This is a genomic window from Aquincola sp. J276, assembly GCF_024700035.1.
GTDB classification, from domain to species: Bacteria; Pseudomonadota; Gammaproteobacteria; order Burkholderiales; family Burkholderiaceae_C; genus Aquincola; species Aquincola tertiaricarbonis.
Map to the genome: position 1 here is coordinate 549,809 of NZ_JAJONC010000002.1, position 18,893 is coordinate 568,701.

Sequence of the window (18,893 nt, forward strand, 5' to 3'; positions counted from 1 at the left end):
CTCCACCGCAGTACCCGCACCATGGCACGCAACAAGAGCATCCTGGACGAAGCGAAGCAGGTCGATCGCGCCGTCCAGTTGATCCACCTGGGCGCCCGGCTGCAGGTACTGGAATCGGAGACCGACCTCAGCTATGAGCGGCTGCTGCGCCTGTACAAGGAAGTGGCGGGCAAGAGCCCCAGCAAGGGCCAGCTGCCGTTTTCCACCGACTGGTTCATGACCTGGCAGCCCAACATCCATGCCAGCCTGTTCATGAACATCCATGAATACCTGAACAAGGTGGCGGCCCTGGACGACATCGACATCGTCATCAAGGCCTACAAGCTGTACCTCGAGCAGACCGCGGCCGAGCACCTCGACCCGCTGCTGTCCATCACCCGCGCCTGGCGCCTGGTGAAGTTCATCGACAACGGCATGCTCACCACCACCCGCTGCAACCGTTGCGGCGGCCAGTTCGTCACCCATCCGCACGAGATCGCGCGCCACTACACCTGCGGCCTGTGCCACCCGCCGGCGCGTGCCGGCAAGGGCAAGGCCGGCGGCTCGCTCACCGTGCCGGCGGCGCTGCACTGACACCGCGCGCCTCATCTCCTGGTTTCACCGTCTCCTCCTGGCACATGTCCCATGTGCTTCCAGCGGGCCCCCGGGCCCGCTCTTTTTTTGGCGGCTTTGCGCGTCCTCAGGCGGGGCGGGCGCCGTCGCTGTTACCTTTGCAAGCTTGTCGTGTCGTCCGTGAGCCTGGCGTGAGCATTCGTACCCGTCTCCTGCTGCTGGTGCTGGCCGTGTGGCTGCCCGCCGTGGCCGGCTTCGGCCTTCTGGCCCGTGCCACCTACCTGCGCGAGGCGGATGCGGCGATCGAACGCATCCAGCAGCTCGGCCGCAGCCTCAACGGCCTGGTGGAACGCGAGCTGGACAAGCGGGTGGTGCTGGCCGGCGCGCTCGGCGCTTCCAGCGCGCTGCTGCAGGACGACCTCGCCCGCTTCCACCAGGAAGCCAGCGTGGCCACCAGCGCCAGCGGCGCCTGGGCCTTCGTGGTGGAGCGCGAGCGGCAGCTGGCCAACACGCGCCATCCCTTCGGCACCTCCGCCGTGCCGCGGCTGCCCGACGCGCCATGGAGCGAGGGCGAGCCGCAGGTGGTCTTCACCCCCAGCGGGCCGCGGCTGCAGCAGCCGGTGGTGGCGGTGTTCGTGGCGCCGCGCGGGCCGCAACCGCCGCGGCTGAACGTGGGCGTGGCCTTCGAGCCCGCGGTGGTGCAGGCCGTGGTGGACCAGCAGCGCTGGCCCGAAGGCGGCGTGGCCACGGTGATGGACCAGCAGCAGCGCGTGATCGCCCGCAACCGCGACCCGCTGCGCTGGCTGGGCAGCAGCGCCACCGGCGACGTGCTCGCACGGGCCAAGGCCGGCCGCGAAAGCCTGGCCGAGACGGTCACGCTGGACGGCGTGCCTTCGCTCACCTACCTCACCGCGCCCAACCGCTACGGCTGGTCTGTGGTCATCGGGCTGCCGCTGCGCACGCTGAACGAGGCGGCCCGGCGCGTCACCCTGCAGGCGGTGGCCGCCTCGGGCGTGCTGCTACTGCTGGGCCTGGGGCTGGCGGTGGTGGCGGCCAACCGCATCGGCGCGCCGCTGCTGGCACTGCGCGACAGCGCAGCCCGGCTGGGTGCCGAGGAGGTGCCGCCCGAGCTGCACACCGGCGTGTCGGAGGTGAACCAGGTGGGCCGCGCACTGCATGTGGCCGGCCAGCGGCTGCAGCAGTCGGCGCAGGAGATGGCGCAGCGCGTGGCCGAGGCGGTGGCCCAGGCCGAACAGGCCCAGGCCAAGCTGCTGGAAGGCCAGAAGCACGAGGCCATCGGCCGCCTGACCGGCGGCCTGGCGCACGACTTCAACAACCTGCTGCAAACCATCATGACCGGGCTGCAGCTGGTCAACCGCAGTGCGCCGGAAGGCCCGCAGCGGCGGGTGGTGCAGGCCGCGCTGCGCGCCAGCGGCAAGGCCGCCGACCTGGTGCGGCAGATGCAGACCTTCGGCCGCTCGGTGCCGCTGCAGCCGCAGCCGGTGAGCCTGGCCGACCAGCTGCTCAAGAGCCGCGAGCTGGCCAGCAAGGCGCTGGGCGACCGGGTGCAACTGGTGGCCGCGGTGGCGCCGGACATGCCCACGCTGTTCGTCGATCCGTCGCAGCTGGAGCTGGCACTGCTCAACCTGGTGTTCAACGCGCGCGATGCGATGCCCGACGGCGGCACGGTGCAGGTGATCGGCCGCCCGGCGCATGCGGACGAGACGCTGAAGCTGCCGCCCGGCCGCTATGCCTGCCTGCAGGTGGTGGACAACGGCAGCGGCATGGACGCCCGCACGCTGGAACAGGCCGCCGAGCCCTACTTCACCACCAAGCCGGTGGGCGCCGGCAGCGGGCTCGGCCTGGCGCAGGTGCATGCCTTCGCGCGCCGCTCCGGCGGCGACATCCGGCTGCAGAGCACCCCGGGGAGCGGCAGCACCGTCACGCTGATCCTGCCCACGTCCGAGCTGTCGCCGGCGCCGCAGCAGCCGGATGCCCCGCCGCCCGCGCCGCTGCCGATGCTGCGCATCCTGATGGCCGAGGACGACATGCTGGTGTCGTCAGTGGTGGTGCCGGCGCTGGAGCATGCCGGCCACCAGGTGAAGCTGTGCGGCAGCGCCGACGAGGCGCGCGCCCGGCTGCTCACCGGCGAAGCCTTCGACCTGCTGTTCACCGACGTGGTGATGCCGGGCACGCTCACCGGCATCGACCTGGCGGACTGGTGCCGCACGCACCGGCCCGGCCTGCCGGTGGTGCTGGCCACGGGCTACTCGGCCCAGCCGATCGAGACCGACGCGCAGGTGCTGCGCAAGCCGTATGCGGTCGATGCGATGCTGGATGCCATCGCTCGCGCGGTGCGGCCATGAAAAAAGGGCCCCGCGGGGCCCTCTGTCCGTTCAGTGCGGCTGCAGCTCAGTTCGAGCGGCGGCGCCAGGCCACGAAGCCCACGGCGCCCAGGCCGGCCAGCATCAGCGCGTAGGTCTCGGGTTCCGGCACCGGGGCCATCACCAGCTCGCCGCTGAACACGCCGGCGCCCGTGCCGGTCTTGATGCCCGACACCGACAGGCTCAGGGGAATGCTGGACGTCAGCTCGATGTAGCCGAAGCTGGCCTTGCCGTTGTTGACCGAGTTGACCGTCCAGGACTGGCTGTTCAGCGTCACGCCGGTGAACGAGAAGTTGGTGGCGCTCAGCGAGCCGACGATGTTGTACACGCCGGGCATGGCGCCTTCGGTGGCGTCCAGCGTGAAGGTGAAGGTGCCGTTGGCGTCGATTTCCGAGGCGCCGAACTTGTAGGTCGACGAAGCGGTGTTGAAGCTTTCGCCCTGGGTGACGGCGAAGGCTTGGGCGCCCGAGACGGCCAGAACGGCAGCGGCGACGAGGTGGTTCAGTTTCATTGTTGGACTTCCCTGTTGAAAGCGCCCCCAGGACGGCAGGGGGCGACGCAGCGAAGTCTCCGTGACCGCCTTGTGCGGCTCATCCCCCTGTTCCGATGGATTACATGCGGCGTTGTAAGCGCTTTCCCACACAAGTGTCGGAGCTGAAACCAAAGGTCAGACAGTTGTAACGCAGCGGTGCCTCAAGCCTGCCACGGCGGCATGCCGTCGTCCTTCAGCGCATAGCGCTCGATGGCCTGCATGCACAGGCCGCGGTCCAGCGCGCCGTGGTCCGCCAGCGCCGTGAGCGCAGCCAGCACGATGTGGTGGCGGTCCACCTCGAAGAACCGGCGCAGTGCGGCCCGGGTGTCGCTGCGGCCGAAGCCATCGGTGCCCAGCACCGTCATTGGCGCTTGCAGGTACGGCGCGATGAGCTGCGGCCAGGCGCGGATGTAGTCGCTGGTGGCCACGATGGGCACGTGGCCGGGCAGGCAGGTCGACAGATGGCTGGCGGGCGCGGGCTGGCCGGGGTGCAGGCGGTGCTGGCGCTGCGCCGCCTTGGCCTCGCGTTCCAGCTCGCTGTAGCTGGTGACGCGCCACAGCTCGGCCGCCACCTGCCAGTCGTCCTGCAGCAACCGGGCGGCGGCTTCCACCTCGGCCATCAAGGTGCCGGAGCCCAGCAGCCGCACCGCCGGTGCATCGGCCGGCGCCGCCTGGCGGCGGTACAGGCCGCGGATGACGTCGGCATGCCGCTCCGGCGCCAGCGAGGGCTGCGGCTGGTTCTCGTTCATCAGCGTGACGTAGTAGAAGCAGTCCTCGCCCTGCTGCAGCATGCGGCGCATGCCGTCGTCCAGGATCACCGCGAATTCGGCGGCGCTGGCCGGGTCGTACACCTTGCAGTTGGGCACGGCCGCGGCCATCGGCAGGCTGTGGCCGTCCTGGTGCTGCAGGCCTTCGCCGCCCAGCGTGGTGCGCCCGGCGGTGGCGCCCAGCAGGAAGCCGCGGGCGCGCTGGTCGGCGGCCGCCCAGATCAGGTCGCCGATGCGCTGGAAGCCGAACATCGAGTAGTAGATGTAGAACGGCAGCATCGGCAGCCCGTGCACCGAATGGCTGGTGGCCGCCGACACCCAGGAGCTGATGGCGCCGGCCTCGCTGATGCCCTCCTCCAGGATCTGGCCATCCTGCGCCTCGCGGTAGCTGAGCACCGAGCCGATGTCCTCCGGCTCGTAGTGCTGGCCGGTGCTGGCATAGATGCCGATGGTCTTGAACAGGTTGGCCATGCCGAAGGTGCGGGCCTCGTCGGCCACGATGGGCACGATGCGCGGGCCCAGCACCGGGTCCTTCAGCAGGTTGGCCAGCATGCGCACGAAGGCCATGGTCGTGCTCATCTCCTTGCCGGCGGCGTTGAGCGCAAAGTCGGCATAACGCGCCGGCTCGGGCAGCGCCAGCGGCAGGTGCGGGCTGCGGCGCGCCGGCACCGGCCCGCCCAGGGCCTGGCGGCGTGCATGCAGGTAGCGCATTTCCGGGCTGTCGTCGGCGGGCTTGATGAACTGCAGGCCGGCGGCCTCGTCGTCGGTCAGCGGCAGGGCGAAGCGGTTGCGGAAGGCCACCAGGTCGGCGCGGTCCAGCTTCTTCTGCTGATGGGTGGTCATGCGGCCCTGGCCGGCCTCGCCCATGCCGTAGCCCTTCTTGGTCTGCGCCAGGATCACCGTGGGCCGGCCGCTGGTGTGCAGCGCCGCGTGGTAGGCGGCATGGATCTTCACCAGGTCGTGGCCGCCACGCTTCAGGCGGTCGATCTGCTCGTCGGTCAGGCCCTGGGCCAGCGCGCGCAAGGCTTCGTTCTGGTTGAAGAAGTGCTCGCGGTTGTAGCGGCCGTCCTTCGCGGCGAAGGTCTGGAACTGGCCGTCTACCGTGTGCGAGAACGCTTCGGCGATGGCGCCGCCGGCGTCGCGCGCGAAGAGGCCGTCCCAGTCCGAGCCCCACACCAGCTTGATGACGCGCCAGCCGGCACCGGCGAACAGCGCCTCCAGCTCGTCGACGATGCGGCCGTTGCCGCGCACCGGGCCGTCCAGCCGCTGCAGGTTGCAGTTGACCACCCACACCAGGTTGTCCAGCTGCTCACGCGCGGCCAGGGTCAGCGCGCTCATGCTCTCGGGCTCGTCCATCTCGCCGTCGCCGAACACGCCCCACACGGTGCGGCCGGCAGTGGCCTGCAGGCCGCGGTGCTGCAGGTAGCGCATGAAGCGCGCGTGGTAGATCGACGAGATGGGGCCGATGCCCATCGAGCCGGTCGGGAACTGCCAGAAGTCCGGCATCAACCACGGATGCGGATAGCTGCACAGGCCCTGCACCCCGCGCTGGCGGGCGGTGATCTCCTGCCGGTAATGGGCCAGGTCGTCGGCGCCCAGCCGGCCTTCGAGGAAGGCGCGGGCATACACGCCGGGAGCCGAATGCGCCTGGTAGAACACCAGGTCGTCGGCACGGAAGAAGTGGTTGAAGCCCACCTCGAACAGGTCGGCCGCGCTGGCATAGCTGGCGATGTGGCCGCCCAGCTCGCCATAGGCCTGGTTCGCGCGCATCACCATGGCCAGGGCATTCCAGCGCATCAGCGAGGCCAGGCGCTCCTCGATGGCCAGGTCGCCGGGGAACGGCGGCTGGGCCTCGGGCGGAATGCTGTTGACGTAGGGTGTGCCGCGCTGCGGCTGCCAGCCGATGGCCGGCTGGCGCGCGGTGGCCGACAGCATGTCCATGATCTGCCGCACCCGCTCGGGCCCGGCCTGCGCCAGCACCGCGGCCAGCGCGTCGCGCCATTCGGCGCTTTCCTGGGGATCGGCGTCCTGCGCCGGGTGGAACACCATCGGACCGTTCACTGCATGACCCTGCTATGGCTGAGGATGCAGCCACTGTAGCGGCCCGGCGGCCGCCGGCCAGGCTCAGCCGCCGCGGGCGGCGGCCTCGCGCAGCTTGTCCTTCTTGCTCTTGCGCCTGCCCTTGACGCCGCCGTGGGGGTCGGCCGCCGGCGCCGCGGGCGGCTCAGCGACCGGGCCGGGCTCGAAGCCCGGCACCACCTCGCGCGGCAGCCGCATTTGCTGGCGCTTCTCGATCAGCCGGAAATGGGCCTCCGCCTCCGGCGGCACGAAGCTGATGGCCGTGCCGGCCAGGCCGGCTCGGCCGGTGCGGCCGATGCGGTGGGTGTAGTCCGTCACCGAACGCGGCAGGTCGAAGTTGACCACCAGCGGCAGGCGTGGCACGTGGATGCCGCGGGCCACCACGTCGGTGGCCACCAGTACCCGCAGCGCGCCCGACTTGAAGGCCGCCAGTGCCTGCGTGCGCGCGCCCTGGCTCAGCTCGCCATGCAGCGCGCCGGCGTCGATGCCGGCGCGGCGCAGCTTGTCGGCCACCAGCTCGGTGGCGTAGCGGCTGGCCGCGAACACCAGCACCTGGCGGCTGCTGCCGTCGGCCGTGCCCTGCTCGATGAGCGTGCGCAGCAGCTGGGTGCGCCGTGGTGCATCCACCACGATGGCGCGCTGCACGATGGCCGGCTGCACCGTCTCGGGTGCATCGGCCACCTGCAGCCGCACCGGCTGGCGCAGCAGCGCCTCGGCCAGCGCCTGCACTGGCGGCGCGAAGGTGGCCGAGAAGAACAGGTTCTGCCGCCCCGACGGCAGCAGCGCCAGCAGCCGCTGCAGCTCGTCGGCGAAGCCCAGGTCGAACAGCCGGTCGGCTTCGTCCAGCACCAGCACCTGCAGGCCCGACAGGCGCAGCGCGTTGTGCTGCACCAGGTCCAGCAGGCGGCCGGGCGTGGCCACCACGAAGTCGGCCTCGCCGCGCAGCGCCATCATTTGCGGATTGATCGACACGCCGCCATAGGCGGCCACCGTCTTCACCCGCACCGCCAGGCCGTGCGACAGGTCGTGCAGCGTCTCGGCCACCTGCATCGCCAGCTCGCGGGTAGGCACCACCACCAGGCCTCGAAGCCGGCGCGGCCCGTCGCGGTGGGTGGCCAGCAGCTGCTGCAACAGGGGCAGCACGAAGGCCGCCGTCTTGCCCGAGCCGGTGCGGGCCTGGGCCAGCACATCCTCGCCGCGCAGCACGGCCGGAATCGCGCGCAGCTGGATCTCGGTGGGGTGGTCGTAGCCGCGCAATGCGGCGGCTTCTTGCAAGGCGGGGCACAGGCCCAGGGAGGCGAAGGACATGGTGCATTGTCGGCGCACGGGCACCCGGCTTGCCGATGGCCGTGGCCGCCGCCTGGCGGGCGGCGCTGGAAGGAGCGGCGGAATGGAACTGCGCGTGAACATCGAAGGCGCGACCGAGGAGGAGCAGCAACGTGGCATCCGGGCCGCGCTGGCCTACCTTGCCGCCCACGGCCTGAGTGCCGACCAGGCCCTGGCCGCGGTGCACAAGCGCGACCGCTGGAGCGGCTGCAGCTTCCGCCATGACGAACCCACCGATGCCGAGATGGCTGCGGCCGACGCCTGGGACGAGGCCGACCGTGTGGCCGCGCGGGCGTGCTGCGCCGACTGGCCGGCCGCGCCGCTGTGCGCCGACCTGCAGCTGGTGGCAGCCGGCGCCGCCGCGCTGCCCCTGCACCACTGACCGGCGACGGCCTGCCGCCTGACGCTGCGTAGGCGCCTTCGTACACCGCTGCCCGCCCTCTTCCGGCTGCGGTCGCCCGGTGCGGTGACCATCATGGAGGGGTCATTGGACTTGAACAAGGAGATAGGCATGAACGACCGCGACGTGATCGGTGTACTGAACGACCTCATCGAGACCTCCAAGGACGGCGAGTACGGCTTCGCCAAGTCGGCCGAGCGGGTGAACGCCCCGGCCCTGAAGGAAACCCTGCAACGCCGTGCGGCCGACTGCGCCCGCGGCGCCGCCGAGTTGCAGACCCTGGTGGTGCGCTTCGGTGGCAAGCCCGAGGAAAGCGGCAGCGCCGCCGGCGCCCTGCACCGCGGCTGGGTGTCGATCAAGGATGCGCTGACCCCGGGCAGCGGCGACCACGCCGTGCTGGAAGAGTGCGAGCGCGGCGAGGACACCGCCCTGGCTGCCTACCGCAAGGCCCTGAAGCAGGAGCTGCCGGCCGAAGTGCGCCAGGTGGTGGAACGCCAGATGGCCGGCGTGCAGGCCAACCACGACCAGATCAAGGCGCTGCGCGATTCGACGCCCGCCTGATCACCGTGTGACCCGCTGAAGGGCCGGTGCCGGTGCACCGGCCCTTTTTCATGCCTTGCCGAAGCGGCCGAGCACGAAGCCGGCCATGGCCGTGGCGAGCTCGCGCTCGCCGATGAAGACGCGGCCGATGCGCTGTTCACTGCGCAGCAGTTCGCCCTCTGCCTCGTTGTGGGTGCGCACCACGATCTCGATGCCCGGGTTCAGCAGGCTGGCGGTCTCGGCCATCTGCCGCACGTCCAGGGTGTCGGGGGTGGCGATCACCAGCATGCTGGCCCGTGCCACATGCGCCTGGATCAGCACCGTTGGATCGGCCGCGTCGCCCGACACCGCCGGCACGCCCTGCGCGCGCAGGCTTTCCACCAGCTCGCGGTTCTGTTCGGCCACCACATAGGGCACGCCGGCCTCGGCCAGTGCCGCGGCGATGCGCCGGCCTACCCGGCCATAACCCACCAGCACCACCTGGCCCGACAGGAAGCGCTCGGCCGTGGTGGTGGGCAGCTCGGCCAGCGGATCGTCGGCGGCTTCCAGGCGCCGCGCGGTCGCCGAGTGCGCCAGGATCCAGCGCCGCGCCGGCTCGATGGCCGCGAACACCAGCGGATTGAGCGCCATCGAGATCAGCGCGCCGGCCAGGATGAGGCTCTGCCCCTGCGCCGGCAGCAGGCCCAGGCTCATGCCCAGCGCGGCCAGGATGAAGCTGAACTCGCCGATCTGCGCCAGGCCGGCCGACACCGTCAGCGCCGTGTTCAGCGGATAGCGGAACAGCATGACGATGAGCATGGCCGCGATGGACTTGCCCACCACCACGATGGCCACCACCAGCAGCACCCGCAGCGGCTGGTCCACCAGCACATGCGGGTCGAACAGCATGCCCACCGACACGAAGAACAGCACCGCGAAGGCATCGCGCAGCGGCAGCGATTCCTCGGCCGCGCGGTGCGCGAACTCCGATTCGCGCATCACCATGCCCGCGAAGAATGCGCCCAGCGCGAACGACACGCCGAACAGCGCCGCGGACCCATAGGCGATGCCCAGCGCCACTGCCACCACGCACAGCGTGAACAGCTCGCGCGAGCCGGTGCGCGTGACCTGCCACAGCAGCCACGGGAACACCCGCCGGCCCACCAGCAGCATCAGCGCGATGAAGGCGGCCACCTGCAGCAGCGTCCAGCCCAGCGTCGCCCACAGCTCCGGCCCTGGCGCGGACTGGCCGCCCAGCCAGCCAGCCAGCGGCGGCAGCAGCACCAGCACCAGCACCATGGCCAGGTCCTCCACCACCAGCCAGCCCACGGCGATGCGGCCGTTCATCGAGTCCATCACCCCGGCGGCTTCCAAGGCCTTCAGCAGCACCACGGTGCTGGCCACGGACAGGCTGAGGCCGAACACCAGCGCCGCACCCAGGTTCCAGCCCCAGGCCCAGGCGGCCGCGCCGCCCAGCAGCGTGGCCACGGCCATCTGGACCACCGCGCCGGGCAGCGCGATGCGCCGCACCGCCAGCAGGTCGTCCAGGGAGAAGTGCAGCCCCACGCCGAACATCAGCAGCATCACGCCGATCTCGGCCAGCTGGCCGGCGATGTCCAGGTCGGCCACGAAGCCCGGCGTGCTGGGCCCGATGAGCACGCCCGCCAGCAGGTAGCCCACCAGCGCGGGCAGCTTCAGCCGCACGGCCACGAAGCCCAGGACCAGCGCCAGGCCCAGGCCTGCCGCGATGGTGGTGATCAACGAAACACTGTGCGGCACCGCTTCCCTCCTGCTGGTATGACCTGTGGGAGCGTCATGCGCCGGGGCGGTTCCCGCCCGTAGCCCCATTCCGCGCGGCCAAGAAAAACGCCCGCCGGAAGGCGGGCGTCTTGGGCTGCAGAGCGACGTCGATCAGCGCACGACGGCGATCTGCTCGCGCTTGCCACCCTTGTAGGTGAACAGGGTCAGCGCGCCGTTCTTGATGTCGCCCTTCTCGTCGAAGGCGATGTTGCCGGTCACGCCCTTGTAGCTGGCCTTGGCCAGCACCGGCAGGTACTTGGCCGGCTCGGCGGAGTTGGCCTTGACCATGGAATCGGCCATCACCATCACGGCGTCGTACACGTAAGGTGCATAGATCTGCACGTCGGCGTTGAACTTCTTCTTGAAGTCGACCTTGAACTTGTCCAGCGAGGCCTTGGAATCGCCTTCCACGCCGCCGGCTTCGGCGCACACCACCTGGCCGTCGCCCATGGTGCCGGCCGACAGCTTGGGCAGCTCGCCCGAGCAGATGCCGTCGCCACCCATGAACTTGGCATTGATGCCCAGCTGCTTCATCTGGCGCAGCATCGGGCCGGCCACGGCGTCCATGCCGCCGAAGAACACCACGTCGGGCTGCTTGCCCTTCAGGCTGGTCAGGATGGCGGTGAAGTCCGTCGCCTTGTCGTTGGTGAATTCGCGGCCCACGGTCTTGCCGCCGGCGGCCTTGACGCCCTTCTCGAACTCGTCGGCCACGCCCTGGCCGTAGGCGGTGCGGTCGTCGATGACGGCGATCGACTTGCCCTTCAGTTCGGTCACGGCGTACTTGCCGAGCGTGCCGCCCAGGTGCACGTCGTCAGCCACCACGCGGAAGGTGGTCTTCAGGCCCTGGCGGGTGTACTTCGGGTTGGTGGCCGAGGGCGAGATCTGCGGGATGCCGGCGTCGCTGTAGATCTTGGACGCGGGGATGGTGGTGCCCGAGTTCAGGTGGCCGATCACGCCGTTGACCTTGCTGTCGACCAGCTTCTGCGCGGCAGCGGTGCCTTGCTTGGGGTCGCCGCCGTCGTCTTCGGCCAGCAGTTCGAACTTGGCCTTCTTGCCGCCGATCATCACGCCCTTGGCGTTGAGCTCGTCGATGGCCATGCGGGCGCCGTTTTCATTGTCCTTGCCGAGGTGAGCGATCTGGCCGCTGGTGGGGCCGACGTGGCCGATCTTCACCACCAGTTCCTGGGCACTCGTGGCGCCCGCGAACAGCACGGCGGCAGCGGCAACGATCACGTTCAACTTGACTTGCATTCAAACTCTCCGATTGATGGGTTGAGAGGTATGGGTGGATTTCTCAACGGCCGAGAAGATACTCCAAAACAGTGCCTGTTCTGCCCAGCGCTTTCCTGTAGCAGGCCCTGTGCCACCTGTGGTGGAAACCCGATCGGCGTGGGCCCTGAACGTGCAGAAGGCGCCGGCCGATGACAGACGCTCGCAAACCCTGACGAGGGTTTGCCGCAGGGCTCAGCGCCCGCGCTGGCGCGCCAGTTCCTGCGCCACCGCGCGCGCCACCACGTCGCGCAGCGTGCTGGCCAGCTCGGTGCGGGCTTCGTGCACCAGGGCCTCGGTCAGTCGCGCCATGGCCGGCGCCAGCGATTCGCGCAGCCGGTACTCCAGCATCAGGTCGATCTGCCGCTGCACGTCGGCCAGCACCCGCTGGGTGAGCTGGTGGTCGGTGGGCAGGCCGGGTGCGATCACCGCATCGAGCAGCGGCGGCTCGGGCAGCTGCGCGATGTCCGCGGCCGCGTCGACGCGGACGATCTCGGTCAAGGTGGGCAGGGCCGAGCGGGACATCGTGCTCATCGGGCAGCTCCTCGGGGGCAACGCTCAGGCCGGGCCGGGTGCCGGGCCGCCTGTCGCCTGTTGGGCGTGGTGCACGATCTTCGCACCGGCCGCCTCCCAGGCACGCCAGCGGCGGCGGCCGGCGTCCCGGTCCTCGGGCGTGCCGCCCACCAGCTCGATCACGCGCTGGAAATCGTCGGGACCTTCGGCCATCGCCGGACCCAGGTTCACCAGCACCTCCCGGTGCGGGGGCTCGGCGCCGGCATCCAGCAACCACAGCGGCGTGCGCAGCAGCCGCGGTGCGGGCTGCTGCCCCGCCTTCAGCCGCACATGCGGCACGAACTGCTGCGGCTCGAACAGCCACAACGCATCGTCGAGCTGGCGCAGCAGCTCGGGCGCACCGGTCACCGCCACCCGCGCGCCCCTGGCGTAGGCCTTGCGCAGCAGCCGGCAGGCGAAGCCGATCTTGTCGGCCATGCCGGTGTGGAACTCGACGGTGGCAGGCACGGCTGGCGTGTGTGGCGGGCCGGGCGCTTCAGCGGGCCTGCTGCAGCACGAAGTGCGTCAGCAGCGGCACCGGCCGGCCGGTGGAGCCCTTGGCCGCGCCGCCCTTCCAGGCGGTGCCGGCGATGTCCAGGTGCGCCCAGCGGTACTTGGCGGTGAAGCGCTTGAGGAACATCGCCGCGGTGATGGCGCCGCCCGGGCGGCCGCCGATGTTGGCCATGTCGGCGAAGTTGCTCTTCAGGCCCTCGCCGTATTCCTCGTCCAGCGGCATGCGCCAGGCGGAATCGAGCGCGCTGTCGGCCGCGGCCATCAGGTCGGCGGCGAGCTGGTCGTCGGCGGTGAACAGGCCGCTGTGGATGTGGCCGAGCGCGATCACGCAGGCGCCGGTGAGCGTGGCGATGTCGACCACCGCCCTGGGCTTGAAGCGCTCGGCGTAGGTGAGCGCATCGCACAGGATCAGCCGGCCTTCGGCGTCGGTGTTCAGGATCTCGATGGTCTGGCCCGACAGGCTGGTGACCACGTCGCCCGGCTTGACCGCGCGCCCGCTGGGCATGTTCTCGCACGAGGGGATCAGCGCCACGACGTTGACCTTGGGCTTGAGCTGGCCGATGGCCCGCATGGTGCCCAGCACGCTGGCCGCGCCGCCCATGTCGAACTTCATCTCGTCCATCTCGGCACCGGGCTTGAGCGAGATGCCGCCGGTGTCGAAGGTGATGCCCTTGCCCACCAGCACCACCGGTGCGTCGTTCTTGCCGGCGCCCTGGTACTGCATGACGATGAACTGCAGCGGCTCGTCCGAGCCCTGCGCCACCGACAGGAAGGAGCCCATGCCAATCTTCTCGACGGCCTTGCGGTCGAAGGCCTGCACCTTCATGCCGAACTGCTTGCCGATGGACTTGGCCTGCTCCGCCAGGAAGGTGGGCGTGGCGATGTTGCCCGGCAGGTTGGCGCATTCGCGCGCCAGGGTGACGCCTTCATGCACCGCGGCGGCGCGCAGCAGGCCCTTCTGCAGGCCGGTGGCTTCCTCGCGGGTGCACAGCAGCGTGACCTTGGCCAGCCTGGAGGCCGGCGGCGCACTGGGCTTGGACTGGGTATAGAGGTAGACCGCATCGCCGATCGCACCCACCAGGGCATCCGCATGCGCGGGCGTGAGCGGCGCGCCGGCGCAGGCCACGGCCAGGTGCTTGGCGCCCAACGCCTTCAGCGTGGCCACGCCCGCGGCCACCGCGGCCTTGAAGGCCTTGACGGTGGACGCCGGCGCGGCGGCGAAGGCCAGCCGCGGCACCTTCAGGCCGGCCGGGCGGTGGAGATAGAGGCTGCGGCCCGCCTTCAAGGCGAAGTCGCCCTGCGCGATGGCATCGTTCAACAGCGCGGCCACGGGGGTGTCGAGCGTGGCCGGCACGGCCTCGCCCACCACCACGACAAGCAGCGCATCGGCTGCCAGCGAACCGAGCCCCGACGGGCCGATGGAGAGAGAACGGAAGTCCATAATGCGCGCAGGTTTGAAGAACGCACGATGTTATTCGATACGACGCTGCGCAAAGAGTTATCCAGGACCTTCGGTGCGACCCTCGTGGTCATCCTCACCATCGTGCTGACCATCATGCTGATCCGCACCATCGGACAGGCAGCCGGCGGCGTGATCGGCCCGCAGGACGTGGTGCTGCTGCTGGGCTACACCTCGCTGGGCCACCTGCCCACCATGCTGGCGCTGTCCCTCTTCGTGGCCATCGTGGTGACGCTCGGGCGCATCTACCGGGACAGCGAGATGGCCATCTGGAGCGCCTCGGGCGTCAGCCTGTCGCGCTTCGTCAAGCCGGTGCTGCGCACCTGCTGGCCGGTGCTGGTGGTGGTGGGCGCGCTGGTGCTGTTCGTCTGGCCCTGGGGCAACCGCAATTCCACCGACCTGCGCGACCGCTACCAGCAGCGCTCGGACCTGTCTCGCGTGACGCCCGGCGTGTTCCAGACCTCGCGCGACGGCAGCCGGGTGTTCTTCGTCGAGCGCGAGACCGAGCAGTCGCCCAATGCCCGCAACGTGTTCGTGCTGACGCACGACGGCGAGAAGGAGTCGGTGATTTCCGCGCGCAGCGGCCGGCTGGAAACCCATGACGACGGCCGCTGGCTGGTGCTGGAAAGCGGCCAGCGCAACGAGACCGACCTGACCACCGGCAACCGCACGCTGTCGCGCTTCGAGACCTACCGGGTGCTGGCCGACGAACGCTCGGTGCAGCGTGCCGGCGAGCAACCGCCCCGCGCCACCCGTACCGTCGACCTGATGAACAACCCCACCTTGAAGAACCAGGCGGAGCTGGCCTGGCGCTTCGGCCTGCTGCTGGGCGCGGGCAACCTGCTGCTGCTGGGCATCGGCCTGGCGGCCACCAACCCGCGCCGCGCCAGCAACTGGAACCTGTTGTTCGCGCTGCTGGGCTTCATCGTCTACTACAACCTCATCAACCTGTCGCAGGCCTGGATCGCCTCGGGCCGTCTGTCGCTGGGCCCCTCCCTGCTGGCGCTGCACGGCAGCATGTTCGGCGTGGGCCTGGCGCTGCTGTGGTGGCGCGACCATGGCACCACGCTGCGCTGGCGCAGCGCCCGGAGGGCTGCCGCATGAAGACGGTGCGCCGCCTGCTGTACCGCGACATCTCCAGCGCCGTGGTGTTCGTGGCCCTGGCCTTCCTGTCGCTGTTCTTCTTCATCGACTTCGTGGATGCGCTGGACAAGGTGGGCCGGCCCGGCTTCACGATCGGCTCGGCCCTGCTGTCCGGCCTGCTGGACATGCCGGGCCACTTCTACGAGCTGTTTCCCATCGCCGTGCTGATCGGCGCCATCTACGCCATGTCGCGGCTGGCGCAGTCGTCGGAGTTCACCATCCTGCGCACCGGTGGCCTGGGCCCGGGCCGCGCACTGGCCCTGCTGGCCGGCCTGGGCGCGGCCTTCGCCATCGTCACCTTCGTCATCGGCGACTACGTGGCGCCGGCCTCGGAACGGCAGGCGGTGGCGGTGCAGTCGCGCACCCAGGGCGGGCGCGAACTGGGCCGCGCCGGCGCCTGGCTGAAGGACCGCCGCAGCACGCCGGAAGGTGAGCGCAACATCTCGGTCAACGTGCAGCGCACCACCGCCGACGGCCGGCTGCAGGGCATCCGCATCTTCGAGTTCGACCGCGACGGCCGGCTGCTCACCCGCGTGGGCGCCGAGAGCGGCCGGGTGACCGACGGCGGCCACTGGCAGCTGGCGCAGGCCACCGTCACCCACTGGCCCACCGACGTGGCCGGCGCCAGGCTGGTGGACGAGAAGCATGCGCAGCTCGAATGGCCCACCAGCCTCACCGGCGACGTGGTGGCCGCGGCGGTGCTGCCGGTGAGCACCATGTCCACCATCGAGCTGTGGCGCTACAGCATGCACCTGACAGACCAGGAACAGGCCGCGCAGCGCCATGCCATCCTGTTCTGGAAGAAGGCGCTATATCCCTTCGCCTGCCTGGTGATGATGGGCCTGGCCCTGCCCTTCGCCTACCTGCATGCACGCTCGGGCGGCGTCAGCCTGAAGGTGTTCGGCGGCATCCTGCTGGGCATCAGCTTCGTGCTGCTGAACAACGTGGCCAGCCACCTCGGCCTGCTGCGCAACTGGACACCCTGGGTGGTCGCCGCCACGCCCAGCCTGCTGTACCTGCTGATGTCGCTGGCGGCCTTCACCTGGCTCGTGAGGTACCGATGAGCGACCCTTCTTCCCATGGCGGCGGCCTGCTGCTGTTCGCCCACGGCGCGCGCGATCCGCGCTGGGCCGAGCCCTTCGAGGCGGTGGCTGCGCGAGTGCGCGCCCAGCGGCCCGGCCTGCGGGTGCAGCTGGCCTACCTGGAGTTCATGCAGCCCGAGCTGCCCGCGGCGGCCGCCGCGCTGGTGGCCGCGGGCTGCCGGCGCATCGACGTGCTGCCGCTGTTCCTGGGTGCCGGCGGCCATGTCCGCAAGGACCTGCCGGCCCTGATGGAGCGGCTGCAGGCCGAGCATGCCGGCGTGCAGTTCAGGCTGCATGCGGCCGTCGGCGAGATGCCCGACGTGATCGACGCGATGGCCGCGGCCGCGGCGCGGCTGGCGTGACCGCATTGCGATGACGGGGTTGCGATGAATCTCCACCAGTTCCGCTTCGTGCAGGAGGCGGCCCGCCGCGGCCTCAACCTCACCGAGACCGCCAAGGCCCTGCACACCTCGCAGCCCGGCGTCAGCAAGGCCATCCTCGAGCTGGAGGAAGAGCTGGGCGTGGACGTGTTCACCCGCCACGGCAAGCGGCTGAAGCGCATCACCGAGCCCGGGCAGCAGGTGCTGAAGTCGATCGACATCATCATGCGCGAGGTGGGCAACCTGAAGCGCATCGGCGAGGAGTTCAGCCTGCAGGACGCCGGCACGCTGTCCATCGCCGCCACCCACACCCAGGCGCGCTACATGCTGCCCGAGCCGGTGGCCGCGCTGCGCAAGCGCTTCCCGAAGGTGAACGTGAGCATGCACCAGGGCACGCCCAACGACGTGGCCCGCATGCTGCTGGACGAAAGCGCCGACATCGGCATGGCCACCGAGAGCATCCACGAGATCGACGGCCTGGTGACCCTGCCCTGCTACGAATGGCAGCATGTGCTGGTGGTGCCGCCGGCGCATCCGCTGGCGGCGGTGGAGCGGCCCACGCTGGAGCAGCTGGCCGCCGAGCCGCTGGTGTGCTACCAGGCCGCCTTCACCGGCCGCCGGCGCATCGACGCGGCCTTCGCCCAGCGCCGCCTGGCGCCCAACTTCGTGCTGGAAGCCATCGACTCCGACGTGCTCAAGACCTATGTGCGACTGGGCCTGGGCGTGGGCATCGTGGCCGAGATGGCGGTGCGCGACGATCCGCCCGGCGGCGACCTGGTGACCCGGCCGCTGGGCCACCTGTTCGGCCAGAACGTCTCGCACGTGGCCTTCAAGCGCGGCGCCTACCTGCGCAACTTCGTCTATTCCTTTGCCGAACTGCTGTCGGACCGATTGAACCGCAGCCTCATCAGCCGCGCGATGGGCAGCGAACAGGACGCCGACGACTACCAGCTGTGAACCTTCCATGAGCACGACCCGCACTCCCACCCTGCCCAGCCGCCTGCCGAACGTGGGCACCACCATCTTCAGCGTGATGTCGGCGCTGGCCCAGGAACATGGCGCCGTCAACCTCGGCCAGGGTTTCCCGGACTTCGACTGCGACCCCCGCCTCGTGGAAGCGGTGACTGCGGCCATGCAGCAGGGCCTGAACCAGTACCCGCCGATGCCCGGCGTGCCCGCGCTGCGCGAAGCCATCGCGGCCAAGCTGGCCAACTTGTACCGGCATGCCTACGACCCCGGCACCGAGATCACCGTGACCGCCGGCGCCACGCAGGGCATCCTCACCGCCATCCTGTGCTGCGTGCACCCGGGCGACGAGGTCATCGTGCTGGAGCCCTGCTACGACAGCTACGGCCCCAACATCGAGCTGGCCGGCGGCACCATCGTGCGCGTGCCGCTGACGCCCGGCAGCTTCCGCCCCGACTTCGGCCTGATCGCCGCGGCGATGACGCCGCGCACGCGAGCCATCATCGTCAACTCGCCGCACAACCCCAGTGCCACGGTGTGGACGGCCGAGGAGATGCAGCAGCTGGCCGCGCTGCTGCGCCCGACCGACGTGCTGCTGATCAGCGACGAGGTCTACGAGCACATGGTGTACGACGGCCGCCCGCACGTGAGCGCGGCCAGCATCCCCGAGCTGGCGGCGCGTACCTTCCTGGTGTCCAGCTTCGGCAAGACCTACCACGTCACCGGCTGGAAGGTGGGCTTCGTGGCGGCGCCCGCGGCGCTGACGGCCGAGTTCCGCAAGGTGCACCAGTTCAACGTGTTCACGGTCAACACGCCGGTGCAGCATGCGCTGGCCAGCTACATGGCCGACCCGGCGCCCTACCTGGACCTGCCGGCCTTCTACCAGCGCAAGCGCGACCTGTTCCGCGCCGGGCTGCAGGCCAACACGCGCTTCAAGCTGCTGCCCAGCGAAGGCAGCTACTTCCAGTGCGTGGACTACTCGGCGATAGATGACTCGGTCAACGAAACCGACTTCTGCCGGCGCCTGACCACCGAGGTGGGCGTGGCCGCGATCCCGCTGTCGCCCTTCTATGCCGACGGCTTCGAGCAGCGCATCGTGCGCTTCTGCTTCGCCAAGAAGGACGAGACGCTGCAGCGCGCGCTGGACCGGCTGGCGCGGCTGTAGCGCAC

At 70.3% G+C, this 18,893-nt stretch carries 17 protein-coding genes; 9 read left to right on the forward strand and 8 right to left on the reverse strand.

All coding sequences use genetic code 11. From position 1 onward, the window contains the following. Positions 1 to 21: 21 nt before the first annotated feature. Both flhC and LRS14_RS30380 read left to right on the forward strand, forming a co-directional pair. The gene (flhC, locus tag LRS14_RS20365; protein ID WP_257800849.1) at positions 22 to 573 is read left to right on the forward strand and encodes a flagellar transcriptional regulator FlhC; all 552 of its coding nucleotides are present in this window, start codon (positions 22 to 24) and stop codon (positions 571 to 573) included. A gap of 170 nt (positions 574 to 743) precedes the next feature. Beyond that, entirely contained in the window at positions 744 to 2,918 is a 2,175-nt protein-coding gene (locus tag LRS14_RS30380) for an ATP-binding protein (protein WP_257800850.1), read from the forward strand. A gap of 46 nt (positions 2,919 to 2,964) precedes the next feature. Here the strand turns inward: LRS14_RS30380 and LRS14_RS20375 are convergent, their stop codons facing one another. The 3 genes from LRS14_RS20375 to LRS14_RS20385 all read right to left on the reverse strand — a co-directional run bounded on the left by LRS14_RS20375 (position 2,965) and on the right by LRS14_RS20385 (position 7,622). Beyond that, a complete protein-coding gene (locus tag LRS14_RS20375; RefSeq protein WP_257800851.1) occupies positions 2,965 to 3,447 on the reverse strand; it encodes an FxDxF family PEP-CTERM protein in 483 nt (160 codons plus the stop codon). Positions 3,448 to 3,629: 182 nt separating this feature from the next. Further along, positions 3,630 to 6,284 (reverse strand): alpha-ketoglutarate dehydrogenase, encoded by a 2,655-nt coding sequence (gene mdeB, locus LRS14_RS20380; RefSeq protein ID WP_257802185.1) that lies wholly within the window; start codon positions 6,282 to 6,284, stop codon positions 3,630 to 3,632. Positions 6,285 to 6,359: 75 nt separating this feature from the next. Then, positions 6,360 to 7,622: a DEAD/DEAH box helicase gene (locus LRS14_RS20385; RefSeq protein WP_257800852.1), complete on the reverse strand. Its 1,263-nt coding sequence runs from the start codon at positions 7,620 to 7,622 to the stop codon at positions 6,360 to 6,362. A gap of 82 nt (positions 7,623 to 7,704) precedes the next feature. On the opposite strand from LRS14_RS20385, the gene LRS14_RS20390 reads away from it, so the two are divergent. Both LRS14_RS20390 and LRS14_RS20395 read left to right on the forward strand, forming a co-directional pair. Beyond that, positions 7,705 to 8,022: a hypothetical protein gene (locus LRS14_RS20390; protein WP_046115862.1), complete on the forward strand. Its 318-nt coding sequence runs from the start codon at positions 7,705 to 7,707 to the stop codon at positions 8,020 to 8,022. A gap of 129 nt (positions 8,023 to 8,151) precedes the next feature. Further along, entirely contained in the window at positions 8,152 to 8,601 is a 450-nt protein-coding gene (locus LRS14_RS20395) for a PA2169 family four-helix-bundle protein (protein WP_046115863.1), read from the forward strand. A gap of 48 nt (positions 8,602 to 8,649) precedes the next feature. Here the strand turns inward: LRS14_RS20395 and ybaL are convergent, their stop codons facing one another. The 5 genes from ybaL to LRS14_RS20420 form a co-directional block, all read right to left on the reverse strand. Further along, on the reverse strand, positions 8,650 to 10,338 hold the full coding sequence (gene ybaL, locus LRS14_RS20400; protein WP_257800853.1) for a YbaL family putative K(+) efflux transporter: 1,689 nt from the start codon (positions 10,336 to 10,338) through the stop codon (positions 8,650 to 8,652). A 132-nt stretch (positions 10,339 to 10,470) separates the two neighbouring features. Beyond that, on the reverse strand, positions 10,471 to 11,610 hold the full coding sequence (locus LRS14_RS20405) for a branched-chain amino acid ABC transporter substrate-binding protein (protein ID WP_046115865.1): 1,140 nt from the start codon (positions 11,608 to 11,610) through the stop codon (positions 10,471 to 10,473). A 213-nt stretch (positions 11,611 to 11,823) separates the two neighbouring features. Continuing rightward, complete coding sequence (locus LRS14_RS20410; RefSeq protein ID WP_052736638.1) at positions 11,824 to 12,162, reverse strand: hypothetical protein; 339 nt, start codon at positions 12,160 to 12,162, stop codon at positions 11,824 to 11,826. A gap of 24 nt (positions 12,163 to 12,186) precedes the next feature. Continuing rightward, positions 12,187 to 12,648, reverse strand: coding sequence for a DNA polymerase III subunit chi (locus LRS14_RS20415; RefSeq protein WP_257800854.1), 462 nt, complete (start codon positions 12,646 to 12,648; stop codon positions 12,187 to 12,189). A gap of 28 nt (positions 12,649 to 12,676) precedes the next feature. Further along, positions 12,677 to 14,134, reverse strand: coding sequence for a leucyl aminopeptidase (locus LRS14_RS20420; protein WP_257800855.1), 1,458 nt, complete (start codon positions 14,132 to 14,134; stop codon positions 12,677 to 12,679). A 27-nt stretch (positions 14,135 to 14,161) separates the two neighbouring features. On the opposite strand from LRS14_RS20420, the gene lptF reads away from it, so the two are divergent. The 5 genes from lptF to LRS14_RS20445 are packed head-to-tail and all read left to right on the forward strand — an operon-like array spanning position 14,162 to position 18,888. Continuing rightward, on the forward strand, positions 14,162 to 15,256 hold the full coding sequence (lptF, locus tag LRS14_RS20425; protein WP_257800856.1) for an LPS export ABC transporter permease LptF: 1,095 nt from the start codon (positions 14,162 to 14,164) through the stop codon (positions 15,254 to 15,256). Beyond that, positions 15,253 to 16,359 carry an LPS export ABC transporter permease LptG gene (lptG, locus tag LRS14_RS20430; RefSeq protein WP_257800857.1) on the forward strand — a complete coding sequence of 369 codons (1,107 nt, stop codon included), beginning with the start codon at positions 15,253 to 15,255 and terminating at the stop codon, positions 16,357 to 16,359. The genes lptF and lptG overlap by 4 nt, the downstream gene beginning before the upstream one ends. Beyond that, positions 16,356 to 16,739 carry a sirohydrochlorin chelatase gene (locus LRS14_RS20435; protein WP_257800858.1) on the forward strand — a complete coding sequence of 128 codons (384 nt, stop codon included), beginning with the start codon at positions 16,356 to 16,358 and terminating at the stop codon, positions 16,737 to 16,739. Before lptG ends, LRS14_RS20435 begins: the two co-directional genes overlap by 4 nt. A 24-nt stretch (positions 16,740 to 16,763) precedes the next feature. Continuing rightward, positions 16,764 to 17,714, forward strand: a complete 951-nt coding sequence (locus LRS14_RS20440) for a CysB family HTH-type transcriptional regulator (protein ID WP_046115869.1) — start codon at positions 16,764 to 16,766, stop codon at positions 17,712 to 17,714. Positions 17,715 to 17,721: 7 nt separating this feature from the next. After that, the gene (locus LRS14_RS20445; RefSeq protein ID WP_257800859.1) at positions 17,722 to 18,888 is read left to right on the forward strand and encodes a pyridoxal phosphate-dependent aminotransferase; all 1,167 of its coding nucleotides are present in this window, start codon (positions 17,722 to 17,724) and stop codon (positions 18,886 to 18,888) included. Positions 18,889 to 18,893: the final 5 nt, after the last annotated feature.